Here is a 21,990-nt window from a genome sequence, read left to right as displayed (position 1 = left end):
CATGTTAATAGGTGTATAATATCCGTAGGTTAAAAAATAAAGACAAATGAATTGGAGCGGATGAGTAAATGAGTTCAGACCCTGGTCACGAACTGCTGTTGCAGCTGTTATTATTAGTCATTTTGACATTAGTGAATGCCTATTTTTCAGCTGCAGAATTAGCAGTAGTTTCAGTAAATCGTAATAAAATTGAGGCAGAGGCGAAAGCTGGAGATAAAGGTGCAATAAGAATTCTTGGTATATTAAATAATTCGACATCATTTTTATCAACTATCCAGATTAGTATTACTTTTGCCGGGTTCTTGTCTTCAGCTTTTGCAGCAACATCTTTGGCTAAATATGTTGAACCATTGTTTGGGAGTGCTGTGTGGGCACATGATGTTGCAGTAGTTATCGTTACGTTGATTTTATCTTATTTTTCATTAGTTTTAGGAGAATTATATCCTAAACAATTGGCACTACAGATGCCAGACAAAATTGCCAGAGCAACGACTGGGCCTATTCAACTTATTGCGATTGTTTTCAAACCATTTAACTGGTTGTTATCAATTTCAATCCGTGCATTAGAAAAAATAACACCAATTAAGTTTAATAAAAATAATATTGAGGTTATTAGTCGACAAGAAATTGTTCATATGATTCAAACTGGTGAAGAGCGTGGTGCTATTGATTCAGATGAATATGAAATGATGGAAGGCGTTATTTCGTTACATACGAAATTCGCTCGTGAAGTTATGGTCGCTAGAACTGATGCTTTTATGATTGATTTACAAAACGATAATGATCGTAATATTGATGCTATTTTAAATCAACCTTATTCTCGTGTACCCGTTTATAGTGATGATAAAGATAACGTCGTTGGCGTTGTTCATATCAAAAATTTGCTTAAAGCTGCTAGAGCAAAAGGGTTCGATAGAATTAGTTTACGTCAAATTATGCAAGAGCCCATGTTTATTCCAGAAACGATGGCTGTTGATGATTTGTTATTCGAAATGAAGAAAACACACACTCAATTAGCTATTTTATTGGATGAATATGGCGGTGTTGTTGGACTTGCCACAATTGAAGATTTAATTGAAGAGATTGTTGGCGATATCGACGATGAGTCAGATAGCCCTGATGATACATTGAGAAAAATTAATGCACATGAATATATCGTACAAGGTCGAATGACACTTGACGATTTTAATGATGAATTTAATTGTGATATCAACGTTAAAGACGTAGACACAATTGCGGGATTCGTCTTAACTGAATTAGGTCGAATTCCCGGTAATAATGAACAACTACAGATTACACTTCACAATGGTATACTTCTCGAAACGGAAAAAATGGACGGTTCTCGATTAGTGGAATTGAAAGTTATGATTCCCGAAACACGGTTAAAAGATACTTTAAAGAGTAAAGAATAAAATATGGGATGATAAGGTCAATAGAACTCTAATAAGTTCCATTGACCTTATCATTTTTTACGTCGAAGTTCATTATCATTTATGATAAACTATGAGTAATATGTTTTAGAGAGGACAAAAAATGAATACAGAAGAATTAGAGACTCAAGTAAAAAAACGCCGAACATTTGCGATTATTTCTCATCCCGATGCTGGTAAAACAACCATTACAGAACAATTACTTTTATTCGGTGGGGTTGTCCGTTCTGCCGGAACAGTTAAGGGTAAAAAATCTGGTACTTTTGCAAAATCTGATTGGATGGAAATTGAAAAGAAACGTGGTATTTCTGTTACTAGTTCAGTTATGCAATTTGATTACGCCGATAAGCGGGTTAATATTTTAGATACACCTGGGCATGAGGATTTCTCGGAAGATACCTACCGAACATTAATGGCCGTAGATTCTGCAGTCATGGTTATTGATTCTGCAAAAGGAATTGAACCACAAACAAAGAAATTATTTAAAATTTGTAAAATGCGTGGCATTCCTATTTTCACATTCATCAATAAGATGGATCGTGATGGACGTGAGCCACTTGATTTAATGGCTGAACTCGAAGAGGTCTTGGGCGTTGAATCATACCCAATGAACTGGCCAATTGGTATGGGTAAAGGCTTAAAGGGATTATACGATATCTACAACCATCGTATTGAACTTTACCAAAAAGAAGATAAAGGCATGGACTACGTTGATTTAAATGACGCCGGTGAGATTGAAGGCGACCATCCTTTAAAAGAAGATAGTATCTATCAAGAAGTGCTAGATGAAATTGAATTATTGGGCGATGCTGGTAATACCTTTGATGAAGCAAAAATCGCAACAGGGGATTTAACGCCGGTTTTCTTTGGATCAGCATTAACTAACTTTGGTGTAAAAACGTTCTTAGATATTTATTTGAACTATGCACCAGCACCACAAGAACATAAAACGATTGAAGAAACAACGATACAACCAACAAATGAACATTTTTCTGGGTTTGTTTTCAAAATTCAAGCAAATATGAATCCTAATCATCGTGATCGAATTGCGTTTATTCGAATTTGTTCAGGTGAATTTGAACGTGGGATGGATGTTAAATTAGCAAGAACTGAAAAGAAAATGCGTTTATCTAATTCAACCCAATTTATGGCAGATTCTCGTGAAGTTTTAGAATCAGCTGTAGCTGGCGATATTATTGGATTATATGATACTGGTAATTTCCAAATTGGCGATACAATCAGTAACATGAAGAAACCAATTACCTTTGAAAAATTACCTCAATTTACGCCTGAATTATTCATGAGCGTTAATGCTAAAAATGTAATGAAACAAAAATCATTCCATAAGGGTATTCAACAGTTGGTTCAAGAAGGTGCTGTTCAATTATATAGAAGTTACAACACGGGTGACTATATTCTGGGTGCCGTTGGTCAACTTCAATTTGAAGTCTTCCAATTCAGAATGTTAAATGAATATAATTCAGAAGTTATCATGACACCAATGGGTTCTAAAACAGCTCGCTGGATTGATCCAGAACAATTGGATGAAAAGATGTCAAGTTCACGTAACTTACTTGTTAAAGATCGACAAGACTTACCGTTGTTCTTGTTTGAAAATGCATTCGCAGAACGCTGGTTTGCTGACAAATATCCAAACGTTACATTAACATCAAAACTATAAACGAAAAGAGGTATACCAATTGGTATACCTCTTTTTTGAGTGCTTATTAATTTAATGAGTAAGGCATTTTGATGTAAGTTTCATCAATAAAACCACCATCTTTTAATTCAAACCAAACATCATTACTTGATGATAACTGACTGATTAAAGTAACTTGTGTATTGTCAGCTAAAACTCGTAATTTTTTACCATAAGGTTTAGTGTAAATAGTTACAGATTTATTAGGAATGTAATCAATTGAAGCAGAGTGATTGATTATTTTTTTAGTAAATTCATTGGTGTCATTGTCGGGTAATAAAGCATATTTGGGTTGAATAATCATTTTTACATTAGAAGTACTTTCTAACCATTGATTGCCACCTATGCTGTACCAAATAGTTCCCAAATTCGTTTCGATTTTTTCAAATACTTGTAAAATAACGCCAGCAGGTAAGAAGGCGGGATAGGAGTTACCCTCGGGTAAGTCATAAGGACGTACGCGTTTTGTAATCTGGATGTATGCGTCAATTTGATCGACGGTTTTCCAATTGATGTTGCGATAATAATAGTAGATGGTTTGTTGTTCATTTGTGAAAGTACCATAACTAGTTTTTGAGGCACGCAATAAATTGAACCCTGGAATATTGACAGGGTCATAAGTGAAAGGGTCATTCAAATGGCCACGTAGTAAAGTGGGTGAGCCGATTAAGTAGCCACCATCAATATCTTGATTATAAATCCAAACGGCAGCGCCATGTTTCTTTTCATAGCTTAAAATAATAGCACCATAGTTGGTTACAAAAGTACTTGTGAATCCCGAAATGCCAACTAGATTATAATCATTGATTGGTTCAAATTGAAGTCTTAAATCGCTACCTATAGTGCCACTGATAATTTGCGGACGAGATAGATTATTATTATTTTGGTCTTTATAGTAAACAATCATTGTGGCATCTGAAACAGATGTTGGTAGAAAAGTTTTTTCTTCAATGACTTCATGTTTCTTTTGTTTTGGTGCCTTATATTTTTTTGTTGATTCAGAATTGAATACAAATTGTATATCGGAAGTGGAAGTAGGTTGGTCATTTTTTGTAAAAACAGACAACATATTCCGGAAGAAATCTCTTAAGGCGATTTTAATCAGCTCCATTCATAATCTAATATCATAATTATAACCTAAAAAGATTAATTATTGGGGAAAAGTGTTTGAAATATCGTTTATTTATTTAAAAGAATGAATAAAATAAAAAAAGATGCAGACTCAGAAAAAATTATCTGAGTCTGCATCTTTAGTTTAGCCTTTACTTTTCAACGTTAGAGTCGGAATCTTTAACATCAGTAGTTGTATCGGCTGATATCTTAATTTCATCTTTTTCAATTTTTGCAGCTAATTTTGTTACATCAGGATTATCAAGGTAGAAGTCAGCTATTTGATCTTCAATCTGTTCCTGGATAACACGTCTTAGTGGACGAGCACCCATTGCGGGATTGTAGCCTAAATCAACTAATTTTTCTTCAACCCGATTTGTAACGTGAAGTTCTAAGTTTTGATTTTTAAGAACTTTATTAACGTCATCAAGCATGATACTTACGATTGAAACTAAGTTTTCTTTACTTAATGAGTTAAATTCAACGATGTCATCAAAACGGTTTAAAAATTCAGGACGGAAGTAATTTGATAGTTTATCAATGATGGCATGGGTTGCACCAGTTGACGTTGCACCAAAGCCAACATTTGCTTCAGCATCAGCACTACCAGCGTTAGATGTCATAATGATAATCGTATCTTTGAAACTTACCACGCGACCTTGTGAATCTGTTAAACGGCCATCTTCAAGAATCTGCAAGAACATATGCATAACATCAGGATGTGCTTTTTCAACTTCATCTAACAAGATTAAACTGTATGGATTACGACGAACTTGTTCAGTTAATTGACCAGCTTCTTCATAACCAACATAGCCAGGAGGGGAACCAATCAATTTAGAAACTGAATGGTTCTCCATGTACTCACTCATATCGAAACGAATCATTGATTCTTTTGTTCCAAATAATTCTTTTGATAATTGTTTAGCAAGTTCTGTTTTACCAATTCCAGTTGGTCCAACAAACAAGAATGATCCGATAGGACGCCCAGATTTATTGAATCCAATCCGGTTACGGCGGATGGCGCGGGCCACTTTATCAATGGCGTCATCTTGGCCAATGACATTAGCTTGAAGGGAAGTGGCTAAATTTTTCAATTGTTGTTGCTCTTTTTCCTTTAGTTCGCCTACAGGAATCCCTGTTTTTTCTTCAATAATTTGTTCCATTTCTTTTTCGGTTACAATTGGTAATTCATCAGAATCAGTATTACTATCTTGTAATTCTTTGAATTTTGCGACTTGATCGCGATAGTAGGCTGCTTTTTCATAATCTTCGTCGGTTAGTGCAGCTTGTTTTTGAGTTTCAGCGTTTTTAATTTTTTCTGCAACTAATTTGGGATCAATAGCTTTAATGGTTAAATTCATTTTTGACCCAGATTCATCAAGTAAATCGATGGCTTTATCTGGTAAAAAACGATCTTGAATGTAACGGTCAGAGAGAGAAGCAGCAGCTTCAATTGCTTCATCACTATAATGAACATGATGGTAAGCTTCGTATTTCTTTTGAATACCTTTTAAAATGACGATTGACTCTTCGACACTAGGTTCATCAACTTGGATAGGCTGTAAACGACGTGCAAGCGCAGCATCTTTTTCGATTTGACGATATTCATTTAGAGTTGTTGCGCCAACGAGTTGTAATTCGCCTCGAGCAAGAGCTGGTTTTAGAACGTTACCGGCATCCATACCACCTTCAGCATTACCAGCGCCTACAATTTCATGAATTTCATCAATGAATAGAATGATAGACTTATCATTTTTAAGTTCCTTCATTAATTGTTGCATTCGTTCTTCGAACTGACCACGAATACCCGTTCCTTGAACTAATGAAACAACATCTAATCGAATAACTTGTTTGTTTAAAAGTTTTTGAGGAACAGCTGAATCAACAATTTTTTGAGCTAATCCTTCAACGACTGCTGTTTTACCAACACCAGCTTCGCCGATTAGAACAGGATTATTTTTTGTCCGACGATTCAAAATTTCAATGATTTGATTAATTTCTTGATCGCGACCAATGACCGGGTCAATATTTCCTGCCCGTGCCTCATCGGTTAAATTAAGACCGAATTGACCAAGGATTGTATCCTTACCATTATTTTTATTAGCGCCACCATTTCTACCAGCTTGGGTAGGAGGTGTCTGCTCTTTTCTTTGTGAACTATTATTTTGACTATTTGGTGCAATCGCATTAAATAAATCATCAAGGTTACCAAAGCTAAATGGATCTTGTTGATTATTACGGATTTGACCATTACTTAAACGCTCTTGTTCATCTTTTAGTAATCGATAACAATTTTGACATAAATCGTATTCTTGATGTTGACCATTTAAGTTAGTTGATAAGTGTATTGTCGCTGGATTGATTTGACAATTTTGACAGATCATATGTGTCACAACCTTTCATATTTCGTTCGTATAGTTTAGTTTATCTAAGATCAAAAACATGTTGACCATCTTTGACCTTCGATGAATAGTATACAAAATATGGAAAAATTCTGCAAGCAATTAGAACTCCTTTTTTACATTTTATGGAGGCTAATCTATAATGAATTTAGTATAGTAGATTTTAGTGAAAAGAGGTTTGAAAATGAGCGAAGATTATAAAGCAAAAATTGATGCATTGATTGCTGGTGAAATAGAGACAATAACAATCAACCCAGATGAATTTATGGCGTTTCAACTTGTTTGGCAAAAAGAAAAATTACGTAAGGCAATCGTTGGTAATGCGCAAAGAGAAGGTCAAATTATTTACAAATATGTTAGTTTGAAAAACTAAAGACTTGTATCATTTTTTAAATAATGGTATTATTTGTCTCTAAAGACTAATGTGTTTAATTTATTAATGAAAACGTGTTCTTTGCTTTTGTTAGTGGGTTATGCATTTTTCTAAAATAAAAAAATATAGAACATCAAGGAGATAATTAATTATGGAAAAGAAAGACTTTCACGTAATCGCAGAAACAGGTATCCACGCGCGTCCAGCTACATTATTGGTACAAGCAGCAAGCAAATTTACTGCTGACGTTGCTTTGGTTTACGGAGAAAAATCAGTAAACTTGAAATCAATCATGGGCGTTATGTCATTAGGCGTTGGTCAAAATGCTGATGTAACAATCACTGCTGATGGCGCTGACGAAACAGATGCAATCGCAGCTATTACAGAAACAATGACGAAAGAAGGACTTGCTGAATAATGTCGAAAATGCTAAAAGGGATTGCTGCTAGTGATGGTATTGCCATTGCTAAAGCATATATGTTAGTTCAACCCGATTTGTCATTCTCGCAAGTAAGCATTGAAGATCCAGAGTCAGAAATCAAACGCCTTGATGCTGCTGTTGCAGCATCAAGTGAAGATTTGAAACTAATCAAACAAAAAGCTGCAGAAAACCTCGGCGCAGAAGAAGCCGAGGTTTTTGAAGCTCATTTGACAATCCTTTCAGATCCTGAACTTATGGGCAACATTGGCGATAAAATCAAAAATGATAAGGTCAACGCTGAAGCAGCATTGAAGGATGTCACAGATATGTTCATTTCAATGTTTGAAGATATGACTGATAATGCTTATATGCAAGAACGTGCAGGCGATATTCGTGATGTTACGAAACGTGTAATGAGTCATTTATTAGGAGTTACAATTCCTAATCCTGCTCTTATCGATCAAGAAGTTGTGGTCGTTGCACATGATTTAACACCATCGGATACAGCCCAATTAAATCGTAAATTTGTTAAAGGATTTATTACTGATGTTGGTGGACGTACTTCTCATTCTGCTATTATGTCTCGTACGCTTGAAATTCCTGCTGTTGTAGGCGCTGGTGATCCAACGACTGCAATCTCAGAAGGTGATATGGTTATTGTTGATGGTATCAATGGTGACGGAATTATCAATCCTACTGCTGAAGAAATTTCAACATATGAAGCAAAAGCAAAAGCTTTTTCTGATCAAAAAGCTGAATGGGAAGAACTAAAAGACGCTAAAACAGTTACTGCTGATGGCGTACATTTTGATTTAGCTGCTAATATCGGTACACCTAAGGATGTTGAGGGTGCAGTAGATAATGGTGCTGAAGCAGTTGGTTTATTCCGTTCAGAATTCTTATACATGGATGCTAGTGAATTACCTTCAGAAGATGATCAATTTAAAGCTTATAAAGCTGCAGTTGAAGGTATGAATGGTAAACAAGTAGTTGTAAGAACAATGGATATTGGAGGCGATAAGGAATTACCTTACTTGCCATTACCAGAGGAAATGAATCCGTTCTTAGGATATCGCGCAATCCGTATTAGTTTGGATCGTCAAGATATTTTCAGAACACAACTTCGTGCTCTACTTAGAGCTTCTCATTATGGACAATTAGCAATTATGTTCCCTATGATTGCAACTGTTGATGAATTTAAATCAGCAAAAGCTATCTATACTGAAGAACGTACTAAGTTAATTGACGCTGGTGTACCAGTAGCAGATAAACTTGAAGTCGGTATGATGATGGAAATTCCTGCTGCTGTTATGAACGGTGATCATTTGGCTAAGTATGCTGATTTCTTTAGTATTGGTACAAATGATTTAATTCAATATTCAATGGCTGCTGATCGAGGTAATGAACAAGTGTCATACCTTTACCAACCTTATAACCCATCAATTTTACGTTTGATTAAAATGGTAATTGATTCGGCTCATAAAGAAGGTAAGTGGGCAGGTATGTGTGGCGAAATGGCCGGCGATCAAATTGCCGTACCTATTTTAGCTGGAATGGGACTTGATGAATTCTCAATGAGTGCTTCGTCAATTCTTAAAACACGTAGTTTAATGAAAAAATTAGATACAACAAAAATGAAGGAATTAGCTGATAAAGCTGTTTCTGACTGTGAAACTAATGAAGAAGTTATTGCATTAGTTGAATCTTACATGAAATAAATTAAACACAAAAAAACTGGTAATTTCGATTATCAGTTTTTTTGTGTTTAATTGGGAATAGATGAGAATAGTCTACTTTTATTGCATAACGGGTGAGAAACCAATATAATTAAAACTATTATATTAGAATAGACAAGGGGACCTTATCGTGAATATTGGAATTTTTACAGATACATATTTTCCACAAGTGAGCGGTGTGGCGACTTCAATAAAAACACTAAGAAACGAGCTCGAAAAAGAGGGACATACCGTCTATATCTTTACGACGACTGACCCACATGTTGATAAGACAGTATATGAACGTAATATTTTTAGATTCTCTAGTATTCCATTTGTTTCTTTTACAGATAGAAGAATTGCTGTTAGAGGCTTATTTCAAGCTTACCAAGTGGCAAAAGAACTAAATTTAGACGTTATTCATACACAGACTGAATTTTCTATGGGCTGGATTGGTAAATTTGTTGCAAGAAATTTAAAAGTTCCTTGTTTACATACCTATCATACAATGTATGAAGATTATTTACATTACATTGCCAATGGTAAGTTATTGAAACCATACCATGTTAAGCAAATGACAAAAACATTTGCATTCCATATGAGCGGGATTATCGCACCAAGTACACGCGTTCAGACGTTGCTACAGAAGTATGGTGTGAAATCAGAAATACGAGTTATCCCTACAGGGGTAGACATTTCTCAATTTGAACAAATTGAAACAGAAGATTATCGTTCTAAATTAGACATTTCTGAAGATCAACCAGTCATGCTTGCGTTAAGTCGATTGGCATTTGAAAAGAATACACAAGAAATTATTGATGGTATGCCAGCGATAATTAAAAAAGTACCGAATGTTTTACTCTTGATTGTAGGGGATGGTCCGGCACGTGAAACCCTTGAAGAGCAAACAGAAAGTTTAAATTTAAAGGACAACGTCAGATTTATTGGTGAAGTTGATAATGATGAGGTATTCCATTTTTATCAGTTAGCAGATTTATTTGTGTCTGCATCAGTAACAGAATCTCAAGGATTGACGTTTATCGAAGCTTTAGCTGCTGGAACACCGGTTATTGCTAAAACGGGTAAATATACTGACGAGTTAATGGAAAAACCAGAAGTTGGTAAAACTTTTTCATCTGAAACTGAAATGGTGACTGATATTATTGATTACTTAAATAGATGTCATGAAGAAGTTGATCCAGAGCCAAGATTAGAAAAGTTAAAAGAAATTTCAGCGGCAACATTTGGATCAAAAGTTGCTGAATTTTACCAAGATGCTCAAATTCATTATGTTGAAATAGAAGAAGAGGATGACGAAATCAGTCATCTATAAACGAATTTATTTTCAAAGGAGTTTCAACCATGCTATTAATTAACATGTTTTCTGCGGCCAATTCGGTTAAAGGACAAGGGGTCGGTAGCGCATATACCGAAATGATGAAGTTGCTCAAAGAACGCTTTCCAACTGAATTCAAAATTAGTGTGAATAAATATAGTCGCTCAGATATTAGTCATTACCATACCATCAATTTTCCTTATTACCTTTCGACTTTTATGCCAGGTAGAGGTAAAAAAATTGGCTATGTCCATTTTTTACCAGAAACACTTGAGGGAAGTGTTAAAATTCCACAACCTTTTAAAGCCATTTTTTATTGGTATGTAATTGCTTTTTATAAACGAATGGATCATATTGTCGTGGTTAATCCAAGTTTTATTCCAAAACTTGAAGCGTTTAAGATTCCAAAAGAACGCGTCACGTATATTCCTAATTTTGTTTCAAAAAAAGTTTTTTATGAAAAAACCGTGGAAGAAAAACAAGCTTTTAGAGATGCGTTAGGTATTCCAGCCGATAAATTTGTTGTTTTTGGTGATGGTCAAGTTCAAGAAAGAAAAGGTGTGCCCGATTTTATTAAGTTAGCTAAGCAAAATCCTGATATCCAATTTATTTGGGCCGGTGGCTTTTCATTTGGTAAGTTAACTGACGGTTATGCTGAATTAAAAAAAGTAGTTGATAATCCGCCTAGTAATTTAACGTTTACTGGGATTATTGATCGAGAAGCTCTAGTAAATTATTACAATATTGCTAACCTTTTCTTACTGCCATCTTTCAATGAATTGTTTCCAATGTCAGTATTAGAAGCATTTAGTTGTGGGACACCTGTATTATTGCGCGATTTAGATCTTTATAAAGCGGTTATTGAGGGCTATTATGATGCCGCGACAGATGTTAATGGTATGCAAATTAAATTGAGAAAATTAAAAGAAGATCCCAATGCGTTATCAGTTTTGCATGACAAAGCAGATCAGGCATCAGCATACTATTCTGAGGATAGATTGGCTGAAATTTGGCATCAATTTTACTTGGACCAGAGCAAAGAGGGCTAAAAGATGACTCGAAAAAACATAGGTTTATTGACGTTAATGGTTATAATTGGGATGGGGATATTCGCTTATTCTTTAAAAAATGTATCAATTCAGTCGCTCGTTAAAGCTTTAGTTAATATTAATATATGGTGGTTATTAGTAGCAGTATTTTGTATCTGTATGTACTTTGTCATTGAAGCATTTGTTGTTCAACGGTTCATGATAGGGCAACATAAAAAATTTACATTTAAGAATGCAATTCGTATTCCACTGATTGAACAATTATTTAATGGAATCACACCTTTTTCAACAGGTGGACAACCTGCACAATTGTTTGCGATGGCTCAGTCAGGTGTGGACGCTGGTCGTGCAAGTTCCATTTTATTAATGAAATTTGTCGTTTACCAGGCAATGATTGTTATTAATTTTATTGTTTGTTTACTAATTGGGTTTCAATACATTCAAGATAAAGTTAATTATCTAATGGTATTCGTGATTTTTGGATTTGTGATTCATTTAGCTGTGATTACTGCTTTGTTAATGATCATGTATTGGTATGGATTCACTAAAAAATTAGTGTATGTTTGTATGCTAGTTGTTAAGTTATTCGTTAAAGGGGATCGTTTTGATCGCTGGAATACAAGTATTTATTCAAAAATTGAAAACTTCCATAAAGAGAGTTTACGTATGAAGAATGAAAAGAAAATGATTTTTCACGTTTTTGTATTAACATTCTTCCAACTCGCGTTTTACTATTTAATTCCATACTTTATTATGTTGTCATTGGGATACACATCAGTGAATGTGATTATGATTACAGCACTTCATGTGCTTATTGTCATGGTAATTTCACTTTTCCCAATTCCGGGGGGAACTGGTGGTGCAGAATATAGCTTCGCGATTGTCTTTTCTAGTTTCATGACCAGTCACAGTAAATTGATTTTAGCCATGTTGTTATGGCGTATTTTAACTTACTATGTTGGACTATTTGCGGGAATGTTTGCTTTAGTTGTTAAACCAGATAAGGTAGAAGAAGTTGGAATTGAAGATTAAATAAATGAAATATGATAGTAACCATTGCTGATGATAGATTTTCTATTATTGGCAATGGTTTTTTTTGTGTTTTATAAGGAGAAGAACGTGTTTCTTTAAGCAATACTAAAATCGCTAATCAGTTTATTACTATTCAAAATAACGACAAAAAAGCACTGTCAAATGACAATGCTTTTATTAGTTAGCTTTTCAAAATCGTTAAATATATTGTGATAAAGCGTCTTTAACTTGCTCTTTTGAATGATAACCGACGAGTGTATCAACAACTTCGCCATCTTTTTTAATCATTAATGTGGGAATTCCCATGATACCAAAATCGTCAGCTGTTTTAGGATTTTGGTCAACATCCATTTTAGCAAATTTAACCTTGTCACCTATTTCTTGTTCTAATTCCTCAATTGCTGGTGATTGCATTTTGCAAGGGCCACACCATGTTGCCCAAAAATCCGTCAATGTTATACCTGAATCTGTAACTGTTTTGAAATTTTCATCTGTAATTGCTTGTACCATTTGAATTCCTCCTTTATTTATTTGAATATAATATCAGAGGAAATATAATTAGCCTAAATATATGCTTACAAAAAGTAAGTATAAAGAAATAACGCCGTATTTTTATTTATTTTGTGTCATGTAGTCATTCAAACGTTCCATCCCAAGCACTAAATTCTCCATACTAGAAGCGTAACTTAAGCGAACGTAACCTTGACCAGAATCACCAAAAGCAGTTCCTGGAATTAAGGCAAGTTTATTATTAAAAGCTAGTTCTTTACAGAATGCCATAGAATCTTGGTTATATCCTGCAGGAATTTTTGCGAAAATATAAAAAGCGCCACTAGGTTGTGCCATTTCAAAATGCATTTTTTTCATTTCAGCCATAACGAAATCACGGCGTTTTTTATATTCAACATTCATTATGCGACCATCGTCTTTACCGTCACGTAAGGCAGCAATTCCAGCACGTTGAGAAACACTTGTTGCAGAGGTTACTAAGTATTGATGAACTTTTTTTAATTCATCAGTCATCGCTTTGGGAGCAAGCAAGAATCCAATGCGCCAGCCAGTCATGGCATGCGATTTTGATAAACCATTAATTAGGACAGTTTGGTCACGGATATATTTTGCAATTGAGACATGTTCATGATCATAAGTTAATTCACTATAAATTTCATCACTAATTGCCCATAATTTTTGCTTTCTAATTTCATCAGTTATCGCAATAACTTCATCTTCGGTCCAAGAAATACCAGTTGGATTACTTGGATTAATTAGGATAATACCTTTAATATTTTCATTTGGATTATCTTTAACAGCTTGATTAATCATCTCAGGTGTTAATCTAAAGTTATTATCACGTGTGTTGATAAAAATTGGTTTAACCCGATTTAAAGTAATCAGTGGCATATAGCCAGGGTAGAGTGGCGTTGGGACAAGAACGGCATCGCCGGGGTTGAAGATAGTCTGTAAGGCAGTTGCGATGGCTTCAGTTGCACCAACTGTAACTAGAATTTCAGATTGTGCATCATAAGTAACGTCATATTTTTCATTAAAAAATTCACTGGCAGCTTCACGTAACTCAATATCACCAGCCATACCCATATAATGTGAGTAATTTTCATGAATGGCTTCGATGGCAGCTGCTTTAACATGATCGGGTGTATTAAAATCTGGTTCACCCATTGTTAATTTAATCATATCAGGAATTTGGCTCACTTCATCATCAAATTGACGAATATCTGAGACCTCTATTTTAAATACTTGATCGTTCAAATCTTTTCTAAATAAGCTCATTTTTATGCCTCCAAGTCTAATAACTAACAGTTTAGCATAAAAACAAGTTAAGAAACGATTATAATCTGCTTAATCAGGTGTAAATGTATAGAAAATTTGGTATTATTAACTATGATATTGAAAGGGGAACAACTATGAAAAATTCTCAGTTAGTAGCAATCATTAGTCGCTTAGAGGCTATGCAAAAAGAAGATAACGGCGAAATCCAAACAAGACACTTCGAACGTGAAGGTGTTGAAAAGGGAATCGTTGAATATGATCCAGATATGAAAGCATATACGTTAGAAGATTTAAGTAACCATACTAAATTTCCTTTCGATGATATTGATTTAATTGCAATGGAAGTTTACGACTTACTATTTAGTTAATCAATAACTGAAACATAGATTGAAAGACATTTTCGTGTTCTCGAAAACTGATCTTAAAAAATGGAGGCACTAAGATGCGGTCAACTTTAAAATATGTTCAGGATAAATTGAGCTCAAGATGGGGATTCCTCCTCTTGACGCTCGTTTTATTTTGGGCCAAAACAGTTGTTGCTTATGAAACCAAATTTACATTAGGTGCAACAGGTAGCATGCAACAATTTTTACTTTATATTAATCCAATACCAACAGCGTTATTATTATTTGGAATTGCAATCTACTTTAAGGGTAAAAAATCATATTGGATTTTGCTGATTGTTGATTTTATTCAAACATCATGGCTTTTTGCAAATATGGTTTATTATCGTGAGTTTTCAGATTTTCTTTCACTAGGAATTATCAAAAATTCAGGTTCAGTAGCTAATAATCTAGACAAGGGAATTGCCGGTATTTTACGACCAACTGATTTCTTTGTTTATATCGATATTATTATTTTAATTTTGATTCTTGTCTTTAAATTAGTCAAAATTGACTATAACCCAATTAAAAAGCGTTATGCTTTTATCCTGACTATTGCATCTGTACTTTTAGCTTTAGGGAACTTAGGTTTAGCTGAAAAGGATCGTTCTCAATTATTGACAAGAACTTTTGATAATAACTATATTGTTAAATATTTAGGCTTGAATTTCTATGCGGGATATAATGTTTATCAAACGCAAAAAGAAAGTGCGACACGTAAAAATGCCACTGCTAAAGATATGGATAAAGTTCTAAAGTATTTGGATAAAAATCGTTCTAATTCAAATATAAAGTATTATGGAAAAGCGAAGGGTAAAAATGTTTTTGTGATTCATCTAGAAAGTTTCCAACAGTTCATGATCGATTATAAATGGGATGGGCAACAAGTTACGCCTAACATTAATAAATATTATCATGATCAAAATACATTATCATTTGATAATTTCTTTAATCAAGTTGGACAAGGTAAAACGTCTGATGCTGAAATGATGTTGGAAGCATCCCTTTATGGGTTACCATCTGGTTCAGCGATGACGACTTATGGCACACAAAATACATTCCAAGCAGCACCCGCTATTCTTGATCAAAAAGGCTACTCTACAGCAGCTTTCCATGGTGACGTGGGTAGTTTCTGGAATCGTAATAATACTTATAAATCATTTGGTTACCAGTATTTCTTCAGTGAACCTTATTATGATGTCAAAGCTAACTATAAAGTTGGTTATGGGATGAAAGATAAGATTTTCTTGAAGCAATCGGTTAAGTATATTGAACAATTACCCCAACCTTTTTATGCTAAACTCATCACACTAACTAACCATTATCCATATGATTTAGATAGTGCGAATACGTCAATCAAAAAGACGGATACAGACGATAGTACGGTTGATGGTTATGTTCAAACATCTAAATATCTTGATCAATCATTCGGAGAATTCGTTAGTTACTTGAAGAAGAGTGGCTTGTATAAGGACAGTATGATTGTGATGTATGGTGATCACTATGGTATCTCTAATAATCATCCGAAAGCTATTGCACAGCTTTTAGGTAAAGACAAAGTAACAAGTTATGATTTAACGATGTTCCAAAAGGTACCATTTATGATTCATATGAATGGCCTTAAGGGCGGTATTAATCATACTTATGGTGGTGAAATTGATGTGCTACCAACTTTACTTGATCTATTAGGCGTTAAGAATACCGATACGGTTCAATTTGGTAATGATTTATTATCGAAAAATCGTAACCAAACGGTTGCCTTTAGAAATGGTGATTTCGTTTCACCAACCTTTACAAAAGTTGGAAATACCACGTATAACACTAAGACTGGTAAAGAAATCGAAAAACTAACGGCAGCACAACAAAAAGTTTATAACAAAGAATTAAAACATGTTACAACGTCATTATCATTATCAGATGAAGTTATTACGGGTGATCTATTAAGATTCTACGCACCAAGTAATTTCACTAAAGTAAATAAATCTGACTATAATTACAAGAAAAGTGACGCTCTTGAAACTTTGAAAAAAGCACAAGAGAAAGAAAAAACCAGTTTAATTGAACAACACGGTGGGGTATCTACCGAAAGTTTATTCAAAACTGATGCTCCAGAATTAAAATAACGATTGAAGTCATAACGTCATGTTATGGCTTTTTTTGTTGTAACCTTTACACAATCTTTACAATACCCCCACAGGACCTTTACATTAAAAATATAAACTTAATGTATAAGTTAAATATCGATATTTATGGAGGAAGTTACTATGAAAAAGGGATCTTTAGTAATGATTGGTGGAATTTTATCCATCATGTTATTAACTTTAACGGGATGTGAGACACAATCAAATTCAGGAAAATCGATTACAATTGTTGGATCTACAGCTTTACAACCTTTAGTTGAGGCAGCTGGTGAAGAATACGGGACTGAAAATGTTGGCGTCTTTGTTAATGTTCAAGGTGGCGGATCCGGAACAGGATTGAGTCAAGTTCAAGAAAAAGCCGTTAGCATTGGTAACTCAGATGTTTTTGCTGAAGAAAAATCAGGCATTAAGGCAAGTAAACTTGTAGACCATCAAGTTGCCGTTGTTGGAATTACGCCAGTTGTGAATAATGGTGTGGGCGTTAAAAACGTCTCAAAAAAACAACTTATAGATATTTTTACTGGTAAATTAACAAATTGGAAGCAACTAGGTGGCAATGATTTACCAATTGTCCTTTTAAATCGTGCATCTGGTTCGGGAACACGATTAACATTTGAAAAATGGGGATTAGAAGGTAAGCAAAGTAAAGATGCACAGGAACAAGATTCAACGGGAATGGTTCGACAAATTGTCGGATCGACACCTGGTGCAATAAGTTATATGGCTTTCTCATACGTTGATAAAACGGTCGATGTACTTTCTGTTGATAAAGTTAAACCAACTGAAAGTAATGTTGCCTCAAATAAATGGAAAATCTGGTCATACGAACATATGTATACGAATGGTGAACCCACGGGATTAACAAAACAATTTTTAACTTATATGATGTCAAATAAAATTCAAAAACAGGTTGTTAGTAAATTAGGTTATATTCCAACAACACAGATGCAAGTGAGTCGTTCGGTTGAAGGTAAAATAACACCAATTAAGAAGGGGATGTAGTTATGGATCCGATTCGTGAAAGTTTACTCAAAAAATCAAAAGCATCTAAACTAGAGATGCGCGGTAAAATAATTACTTATTTCTGTATTGGACTAATCGTCGCTATTGTTCTTGCTATCTTTTATTTCGTTGCTTCAAAAGGATTAGCAACGTTCTTTACTGATAAAGTATCAATTAAAGATTTTTTATTAGGAAAGAGTTGGAACCCTGGAACGCTTGATAAAGCAGGTAAGCCAGAAGTTGGGGCTTTACCAATGATTTCTGGATCATTCTTTGTCACTTTTTTATCAGCATTAATTGCAACACCTTTCGCTATTGGAACAGCTATTTTCATGGTTGAAATTTCACCAAATACGGGTAGCCGAATTTTACAACCGGTAACTGAATTATTAGTTGGTATTCCTTCAGTTGTTTATGGATTTATTGGTCTTTCAGTTGTGGTCCCATTTGTTCGAAGTATTTTTGGTGGAACAGGGTTTGGTATTTTATCTGGGACATTTGTGTTATTTGTTATGATTCTACCAACCGTTACGTCAATGACTGTTGATACTTTAAAATCTGTCCCACGTTATTACCGGGAAGCCTCACTGGCCTTAGGTGCAACACGTTGGCAAACAATTTATAAAGTTATTCTAAGAGCAGCAACACCAGGTATCATGACAGCGGTTGTTTTTGGTATGGCACGAGCTTTTGGTGAAGCCTTAGCCGTTCAAATGGTTATTGGTAATGCATCATTGATGCCATCAAGTTTAATTACACCATCATCAACTTTAACAAGTATTTTGACGATGGGAATTGGAAATACTGTCATGGGCTCATTAGAAAATAATGCGCTATGGTCACTTGCTTTAATTCTATTATTAATGTCATTATTCTTTAACATGGTTGTTAGAGTAATTGGTAAGAGAGGGGCGCTTAAATAATGAATCCTAAAAAAGTAGATAAAATCGCAACAAGTATTTTATATGGTATTGCCGGATTCGTCGTTCTTGTTTTAGCGGCCTTACTTGGCTATATATTGGTTAGAGGTGTGCCACATATCAGCTGGCATTTCTTAACATCACCCGCAAAATCATTTTCAAGTGGTGGTGGAGTAGGAATCCAATTGTTTAATTCCTTCTATCTATTATTATTAACATTATTGATTTCTTTCCCTATTTCATTGGGAGCGGGTATTTGGTTATCAGAATACGCTAAAAATAATTGGGTGACGACGGTTATTAGAACGTCTGTTGAAATTTTAAGTTCATTACCTTCAGTTGTTGTTGGGCTTTTTGGGTTTTTGATTTTCGTTGTCCAATATAATTTCGGTTTTTCAATTTTATCAGGTGCATTAGCCTTAACGTTCTTCAATTTACCTTTATTAACAAGATCAATCGAAGAGTCATTACGTTCTATCCCATATTCACAACGTGAGGCTGGCTTTTCGTTAGGATTATCGCGTTGGGAAACCGTTACGAGAGTTATTGTTCCAGATGCAGTACCTGGTATTTTAACGGGTGTTATATTGAGTGCCGGCCGTATCTTTGGTGAAGCAGCTGCGTTAATTTATACTGCTGGTCAAAGTGCGCCAGCACTAGATTTTACAAACTGGAATCCAGCTAATATTGCGAGTCCGTTAAATCCAATGCGTCCAGCTGAAACATTAGCTGTTCATATCTGGAAAATTAATTCAGAAGGTATTATGCCTGATGCATCAGCTGTTTCTGCAGGCGCATCAGCCGTCTTAATTATCGCAGTGCTTTTATTTAATTTCTTAGCTCGATTCGGTGGTAAAGCACTTTATCGTAAAATTACATCAAGTAAATAGATCATTAGGGGGTCAAAGAATATGGTAGAAAATAAAACTGAAAAATCTAGAATTATGACCTTCAATGAAGATAAACATGAGATAGCTTTAGAAACCAAAGATTTACATGTTCATTATGGTTCTAATGAAGCAATTCGAGATGTTAGTTTACAATTTGAACGGTTTAAAATTACAGCTTTAATTGGGGCATCTGGTTCTGGTAAATCAACTTATCTTAGATCGTTGAATCGTATGAATGATGGGATTGCTGATGTAACAGGACAAATTATTTACCGTGATTTAGATATAAATAAAGATAATGTTGATATTTATGAAATGAGAAAACATATTGGAATGGTATTTCAACGACCTAATCCATTTTCAAAATCAATTTATGAAAATATAACGTTTGCTTTGAAACGTCATGGGATGAAAGATAAGCAGTTACTTGAAGAACGCGTTGAAAAATCACTTAAACAAGCTGCACTTTGGGATCAAGTTAAAGATGATTTGAATGTGAGTGCGTTATCATTGTCTGGTGGACAACAACAACGTTTATGTATCGCTAGAGCGATTGCTATGGAACCTGACATCTTATTGTTAGATGAACCAGCTAGTGCGTTAGATCCAATTTCAAGTCGAATTGTTGAAGAATCACTTTTAGAACTGAAAGAAAAGTACACGATTGTCATTGTGACACACAATATGCAACAGGCTTCACGTATTTCAGATTACACAGCATTTTTCCATTCAGGAAATGCGGTAGAATATGATAAAACAACAACTATTTTTACGCGACCAACAATTAAACTAACGGATGATTATGTTTCAGGAAACTTCGGTTAAGGGGGAAAGGCCAAATGACTAAAATAATTGAAACAAATGATGTTCATTTGTATTATGGTAAGAAAGAAGCCCTCAAAGGAATTAATCTTGATTTCAATGAAAAAGGGATTACCGCTTTAATCGGTCCATCTGGTTGTGGTAAATCAACATATTTAAGAACGTTAAATCGCATGAATGATTTAATTCCAGGTGTAACCATTACAGGTACAGTTAAATTAAAAAATGAAGATATTTACGGTCCTAAAATGGATACCGTAAGATTACGCAAAAATGTTGGGATGGTTTTCCAACAACCTAATCCATTTCCATTTTCAATTTACGAAAATGTTGTATATGGTTTGCGATTAGCTGGCGTTAAAGATAAAGCAATCCTTGATGAAGCTGTTGAAAAAAGCTTGAAACAGGCTGCTGTCTGGGATGATGTAAAGGATGATTTGGGTAAAAATGCGCTTGCGTTATCTGGCGGACAGCAACAACGTGTCTGTATCGCTCGAGTCTTAGCGGTTGAACCTGAGGTCATTTTACTGGATGAACCAACAAGTGCTCTGGATCCTGGTTCAAGTAGTAAAATTGAAAATATGTTGCTAGAATTGCGTGAAAAATATACTATTATAATAGTGACTCACAATTTACAACAAGCTTCTCGAATTTCAGATCGAACTGCCTTCTTTTTAGAAGGTAATTTAATTGAAGTTGCACCAACTAAAAAATTATTTACGCAGCCTGTACAAAAAGAAACGGATGACTACATTAGTGGTCGATTCGGTTAAGAAAGGGAGACAAAATAATGCGATTACTTTTTGATGAAGAACAAGAAAAGCTACACATTAGATTTAGCGAAATGGGTATGATGGTTAGTGAAGCCATTCATAAATCTGTCCGTGCTTTCATTAATCATGATAAAGAGTTGGCCCATGAAGTTATCGTTGGCGATTACAAAATTAATGAACGCGAAATGAAGTTAGAAAAACAAACGTTAGAAATGATTGCATTGTATCAACCTGTTACAAGTGATTTAAGAGATATTGTGACTGTTTTAAAAGCTATTTCTGATTTAGAACGAATGGGAGATCACGCTGTAAGTATTGCGAGATCAACGATTCGTGTTAAAGGCAATCCTAGGGTAACGGAGATTGAAGATGAGATCGGAATTATGGGCGACCACGCACGTAAGATGGTTGAAGAAGTCCTCACAGCTTATATTAGAAAAGATGCCGAAAAAGCTCGTAAAGTTGCTAATTTAGATCTTGAAGTTGATGAATATTTCACGACAATATATGACCAGTGTATCCATGAAATGAAAACGAATCCCGAAACAGTTGTGGGAAGTGCTGACTATTTGATGGTTGCCACTTATCTAGAACGAATTGGCGATTATGTTACAAATGTGTGTGAATGGGTTGTTTATTTAAAAAATGGCCGAATCACTGAATTGAATCCTGGTAAATCAGAGTTAGAAAAAGAAAATGAATAA

General features: G+C 34.7%; 20 protein-coding genes. 16 read left to right on the top strand and 4 right to left on the bottom strand.

What is annotated here, in order from left to right:
* Positions 1-68: 68 nt before the first annotated feature.
* Positions 69-1,412 carry a hemolysin family protein gene (locus tag AC1RPH_RS04305; protein WP_481761506.1) on the top strand — a complete coding sequence of 448 codons (1,344 nt, stop codon included), beginning with the start codon at positions 69-71 and terminating at the stop codon, positions 1,410-1,412.
* Positions 1,413-1,533: 121 nt separating this feature from the next.
* Positions 1,534-3,111: a peptide chain release factor 3 gene (locus AC1RPH_RS04300; RefSeq protein ID WP_481761505.1), complete on the top strand. Its 1,578-nt coding sequence runs from the start codon at positions 1,534-1,536 to the stop codon at positions 3,109-3,111.
* A gap of 46 nt (positions 3,112-3,157) precedes the next feature.
* On the opposite strand, the gene AC1RPH_RS04295 is transcribed toward AC1RPH_RS04300, so the two are convergent.
* Together AC1RPH_RS04295 and AC1RPH_RS04290 are read right to left on the bottom strand one after the other, a co-directional pair.
* Complete coding sequence (locus AC1RPH_RS04295) at positions 3,158-4,240, bottom strand: MucBP domain-containing protein (RefSeq protein ID WP_481761504.1); 1,083 nt, start codon at positions 4,238-4,240, stop codon at positions 3,158-3,160.
* 151 nt (positions 4,241-4,391) lie between these two features.
* A complete protein-coding gene (locus tag AC1RPH_RS04290) occupies positions 4,392-6,623 on the bottom strand; it encodes an ATP-dependent Clp protease ATP-binding subunit (RefSeq protein WP_481761503.1) in 2,232 nt (743 codons plus the stop codon).
* A gap of 202 nt (positions 6,624-6,825) precedes the next feature.
* Here AC1RPH_RS04290 and AC1RPH_RS04285 point away from each other — a divergent pair, with 202 nt between their 5' ends.
* From AC1RPH_RS04285 to AC1RPH_RS04260, 6 genes are all read left to right on the top strand, one after another.
* Positions 6,826-7,014 (top strand): hypothetical protein, encoded by a 189-nt coding sequence (locus AC1RPH_RS04285; RefSeq protein WP_057973672.1) that lies wholly within the window; start codon positions 6,826-6,828, stop codon positions 7,012-7,014.
* A gap of 151 nt (positions 7,015-7,165) precedes the next feature.
* A complete protein-coding gene (locus AC1RPH_RS04280) occupies positions 7,166-7,432 on the top strand; it encodes a phosphocarrier protein HPr (RefSeq protein WP_409022159.1) in 267 nt (88 codons plus the stop codon).
* Complete coding sequence (gene ptsP, locus AC1RPH_RS04275; protein WP_481761502.1) at positions 7,432-9,153, top strand: phosphoenolpyruvate--protein phosphotransferase; 1,722 nt, start codon at positions 7,432-7,434, stop codon at positions 9,151-9,153. The genes AC1RPH_RS04280 and ptsP overlap by 1 nt, the downstream gene beginning before the upstream one ends.
* A 148-nt stretch (positions 9,154-9,301) precedes the next feature.
* Positions 9,302-10,483: a glycosyltransferase family 4 protein gene (locus tag AC1RPH_RS04270; RefSeq protein ID WP_481761501.1), complete on the top strand. Its 1,182-nt coding sequence runs from the start codon at positions 9,302-9,304 to the stop codon at positions 10,481-10,483.
* Between the two features lie 29 nt (positions 10,484-10,512).
* Positions 10,513-11,535, top strand: a complete 1,023-nt coding sequence (locus tag AC1RPH_RS04265; RefSeq protein ID WP_481761500.1) for a glycosyltransferase family 4 protein — start codon at positions 10,513-10,515, stop codon at positions 11,533-11,535.
* Between the two features lie 3 nt (positions 11,536-11,538).
* Positions 11,539-12,567: a lysylphosphatidylglycerol synthase transmembrane domain-containing protein gene (locus AC1RPH_RS04260; protein ID WP_481761499.1), complete on the top strand. Its 1,029-nt coding sequence runs from the start codon at positions 11,539-11,541 to the stop codon at positions 12,565-12,567.
* Between the two features lie 198 nt (positions 12,568-12,765).
* Here the strand turns inward: AC1RPH_RS04260 and trxA are convergent, their stop codons facing one another.
* The gene (trxA, locus tag AC1RPH_RS04255) at positions 12,766-13,077 is read right to left on the bottom strand and encodes a thioredoxin (RefSeq protein WP_481761498.1); all 312 of its coding nucleotides are present in this window, start codon (positions 13,075-13,077) and stop codon (positions 12,766-12,768) included.
* A 102-nt stretch (positions 13,078-13,179) separates the two neighbouring features.
* Positions 13,180-14,355 (bottom strand): pyridoxal phosphate-dependent aminotransferase, encoded by a 1,176-nt coding sequence (locus AC1RPH_RS04250; RefSeq protein ID WP_481761497.1) that lies wholly within the window; start codon positions 14,353-14,355, stop codon positions 13,180-13,182.
* A gap of 134 nt (positions 14,356-14,489) precedes the next feature.
* Here AC1RPH_RS04250 and AC1RPH_RS04245 point away from each other — a divergent pair, with 134 nt between their 5' ends.
* From AC1RPH_RS04245 to phoU, 8 genes are all read left to right on the top strand, one after another.
* Positions 14,490-14,723: a YkuJ family protein gene (locus AC1RPH_RS04245; protein WP_409022166.1), complete on the top strand. Its 234-nt coding sequence runs from the start codon at positions 14,490-14,492 to the stop codon at positions 14,721-14,723.
* A gap of 74 nt (positions 14,724-14,797) precedes the next feature.
* The gene (locus AC1RPH_RS04240; RefSeq protein WP_481761496.1) at positions 14,798-16,861 is read left to right on the top strand and encodes an LTA synthase family protein; all 2,064 of its coding nucleotides are present in this window, start codon (positions 14,798-14,800) and stop codon (positions 16,859-16,861) included.
* A gap of 141 nt (positions 16,862-17,002) precedes the next feature.
* The gene (locus tag AC1RPH_RS04235; protein ID WP_481761495.1) at positions 17,003-17,881 is read left to right on the top strand and encodes a phosphate ABC transporter substrate-binding protein PstS family protein; all 879 of its coding nucleotides are present in this window, start codon (positions 17,003-17,005) and stop codon (positions 17,879-17,881) included.
* 2 nt (positions 17,882-17,883) lie between these two features.
* Entirely contained in the window at positions 17,884-18,804 is a 921-nt protein-coding gene (gene pstC, locus AC1RPH_RS04230; protein ID WP_409022169.1) for a phosphate ABC transporter permease subunit PstC, read from the top strand.
* Positions 18,804-19,691 (top strand): phosphate ABC transporter permease PstA, encoded by an 888-nt coding sequence (pstA, locus tag AC1RPH_RS04225; protein WP_481761494.1) that lies wholly within the window; start codon positions 18,804-18,806, stop codon positions 19,689-19,691. The genes pstC and pstA overlap by 1 nt, the downstream gene beginning before the upstream one ends.
* A 21-nt stretch (positions 19,692-19,712) precedes the next feature.
* Entirely contained in the window at positions 19,713-20,516 is an 804-nt protein-coding gene (gene pstB / locus AC1RPH_RS04220; protein WP_481761493.1) for a phosphate ABC transporter ATP-binding protein PstB, read from the top strand.
* A 14-nt stretch (positions 20,517-20,530) separates the two neighbouring features.
* Positions 20,531-21,286 (top strand): phosphate ABC transporter ATP-binding protein PstB, encoded by a 756-nt coding sequence (pstB, locus tag AC1RPH_RS04215; protein WP_409022172.1) that lies wholly within the window; start codon positions 20,531-20,533, stop codon positions 21,284-21,286.
* A 17-nt stretch (positions 21,287-21,303) separates the two neighbouring features.
* Entirely contained in the window at positions 21,304-21,990 is a 687-nt protein-coding gene (gene phoU, locus AC1RPH_RS04210; RefSeq protein WP_481761492.1) for a phosphate signaling complex protein PhoU, read from the top strand.

The sequence above is a fragment of the Dellaglioa sp. CoH-57-MRSF-16 genome (assembly GCF_056782055.1).
The sequence above is the reverse complement of the archived record's forward strand: the minus strand, read 5'-3'. Positions and strand labels throughout refer to the sequence as shown.

Bases quoted from the DNA above. Each gene is read 5' to 3' on its own strand.
- AC1RPH_RS04280 (WP_409022159.1), top strand. From the start codon at position 7,166: ATGGAAAAGAAAGACTTTCACGTAATCGCAGAAACAGGTATCCACGCG.
- AC1RPH_RS04290 (WP_481761503.1), bottom strand. From the start codon at position 6,623: ATGATCTGTCAAAATTGTCAAATCAATCCAGCGACAATACACTTATCA.
- AC1RPH_RS04285 (WP_057973672.1), top strand. From the start codon at position 6,826: ATGAGCGAAGATTATAAAGCAAAAATTGATGCATTGATTGCTGGTGAA.
- AC1RPH_RS04260 (WP_481761499.1), top strand. From the start codon at position 11,539: ATGACTCGAAAAAACATAGGTTTATTGACGTTAATGGTTATAATTGGG.
- AC1RPH_RS04300 (WP_481761505.1), top strand. From the start codon at position 1,534: ATGAATACAGAAGAATTAGAGACTCAAGTAAAAAAACGCCGAACATTT.
- AC1RPH_RS04250 (WP_481761497.1), bottom strand. From the start codon at position 14,355: ATGAGCTTATTTAGAAAAGATTTGAACGATCAAGTATTTAAAATAGAG.
- pstC (WP_409022169.1), top strand. From the start codon at position 17,884: ATGGATCCGATTCGTGAAAGTTTACTCAAAAAATCAAAAGCATCTAAA.
- trxA (WP_481761498.1), bottom strand. From the start codon at position 13,077: ATGGTACAAGCAATTACAGATGAAAATTTCAAAACAGTTACAGATTCA.
- AC1RPH_RS04295 (WP_481761504.1), bottom strand. From the start codon at position 4,240: ATGGAGCTGATTAAAATCGCCTTAAGAGATTTCTTCCGGAATATGTTG.
- AC1RPH_RS04235 (WP_481761495.1), top strand. From the start codon at position 17,003: ATGAAAAAGGGATCTTTAGTAATGATTGGTGGAATTTTATCCATCATG.
- AC1RPH_RS04305 (WP_481761506.1), top strand. From the start codon at position 69: ATGAGTTCAGACCCTGGTCACGAACTGCTGTTGCAGCTGTTATTATTA.
- phoU (WP_481761492.1), top strand. From the start codon at position 21,304: ATGCGATTACTTTTTGATGAAGAACAAGAAAAGCTACACATTAGATTT.
- AC1RPH_RS04265 (WP_481761500.1), top strand. From the start codon at position 10,513: ATGCTATTAATTAACATGTTTTCTGCGGCCAATTCGGTTAAAGGACAA.
- pstB (WP_409022172.1), top strand. From the start codon at position 20,531: ATGACTAAAATAATTGAAACAAATGATGTTCATTTGTATTATGGTAAG.
- pstA (WP_481761494.1), top strand. From the start codon at position 18,804: ATGAATCCTAAAAAAGTAGATAAAATCGCAACAAGTATTTTATATGGT.
- AC1RPH_RS04245 (WP_409022166.1), top strand. From the start codon at position 14,490: ATGAAAAATTCTCAGTTAGTAGCAATCATTAGTCGCTTAGAGGCTATG.
- ptsP (WP_481761502.1), top strand. From the start codon at position 7,432: ATGTCGAAAATGCTAAAAGGGATTGCTGCTAGTGATGGTATTGCCATT.
- AC1RPH_RS04240 (WP_481761496.1), top strand. From the start codon at position 14,798: ATGCGGTCAACTTTAAAATATGTTCAGGATAAATTGAGCTCAAGATGG.
- pstB (WP_481761493.1), top strand. From the start codon at position 19,713: ATGGTAGAAAATAAAACTGAAAAATCTAGAATTATGACCTTCAATGAA.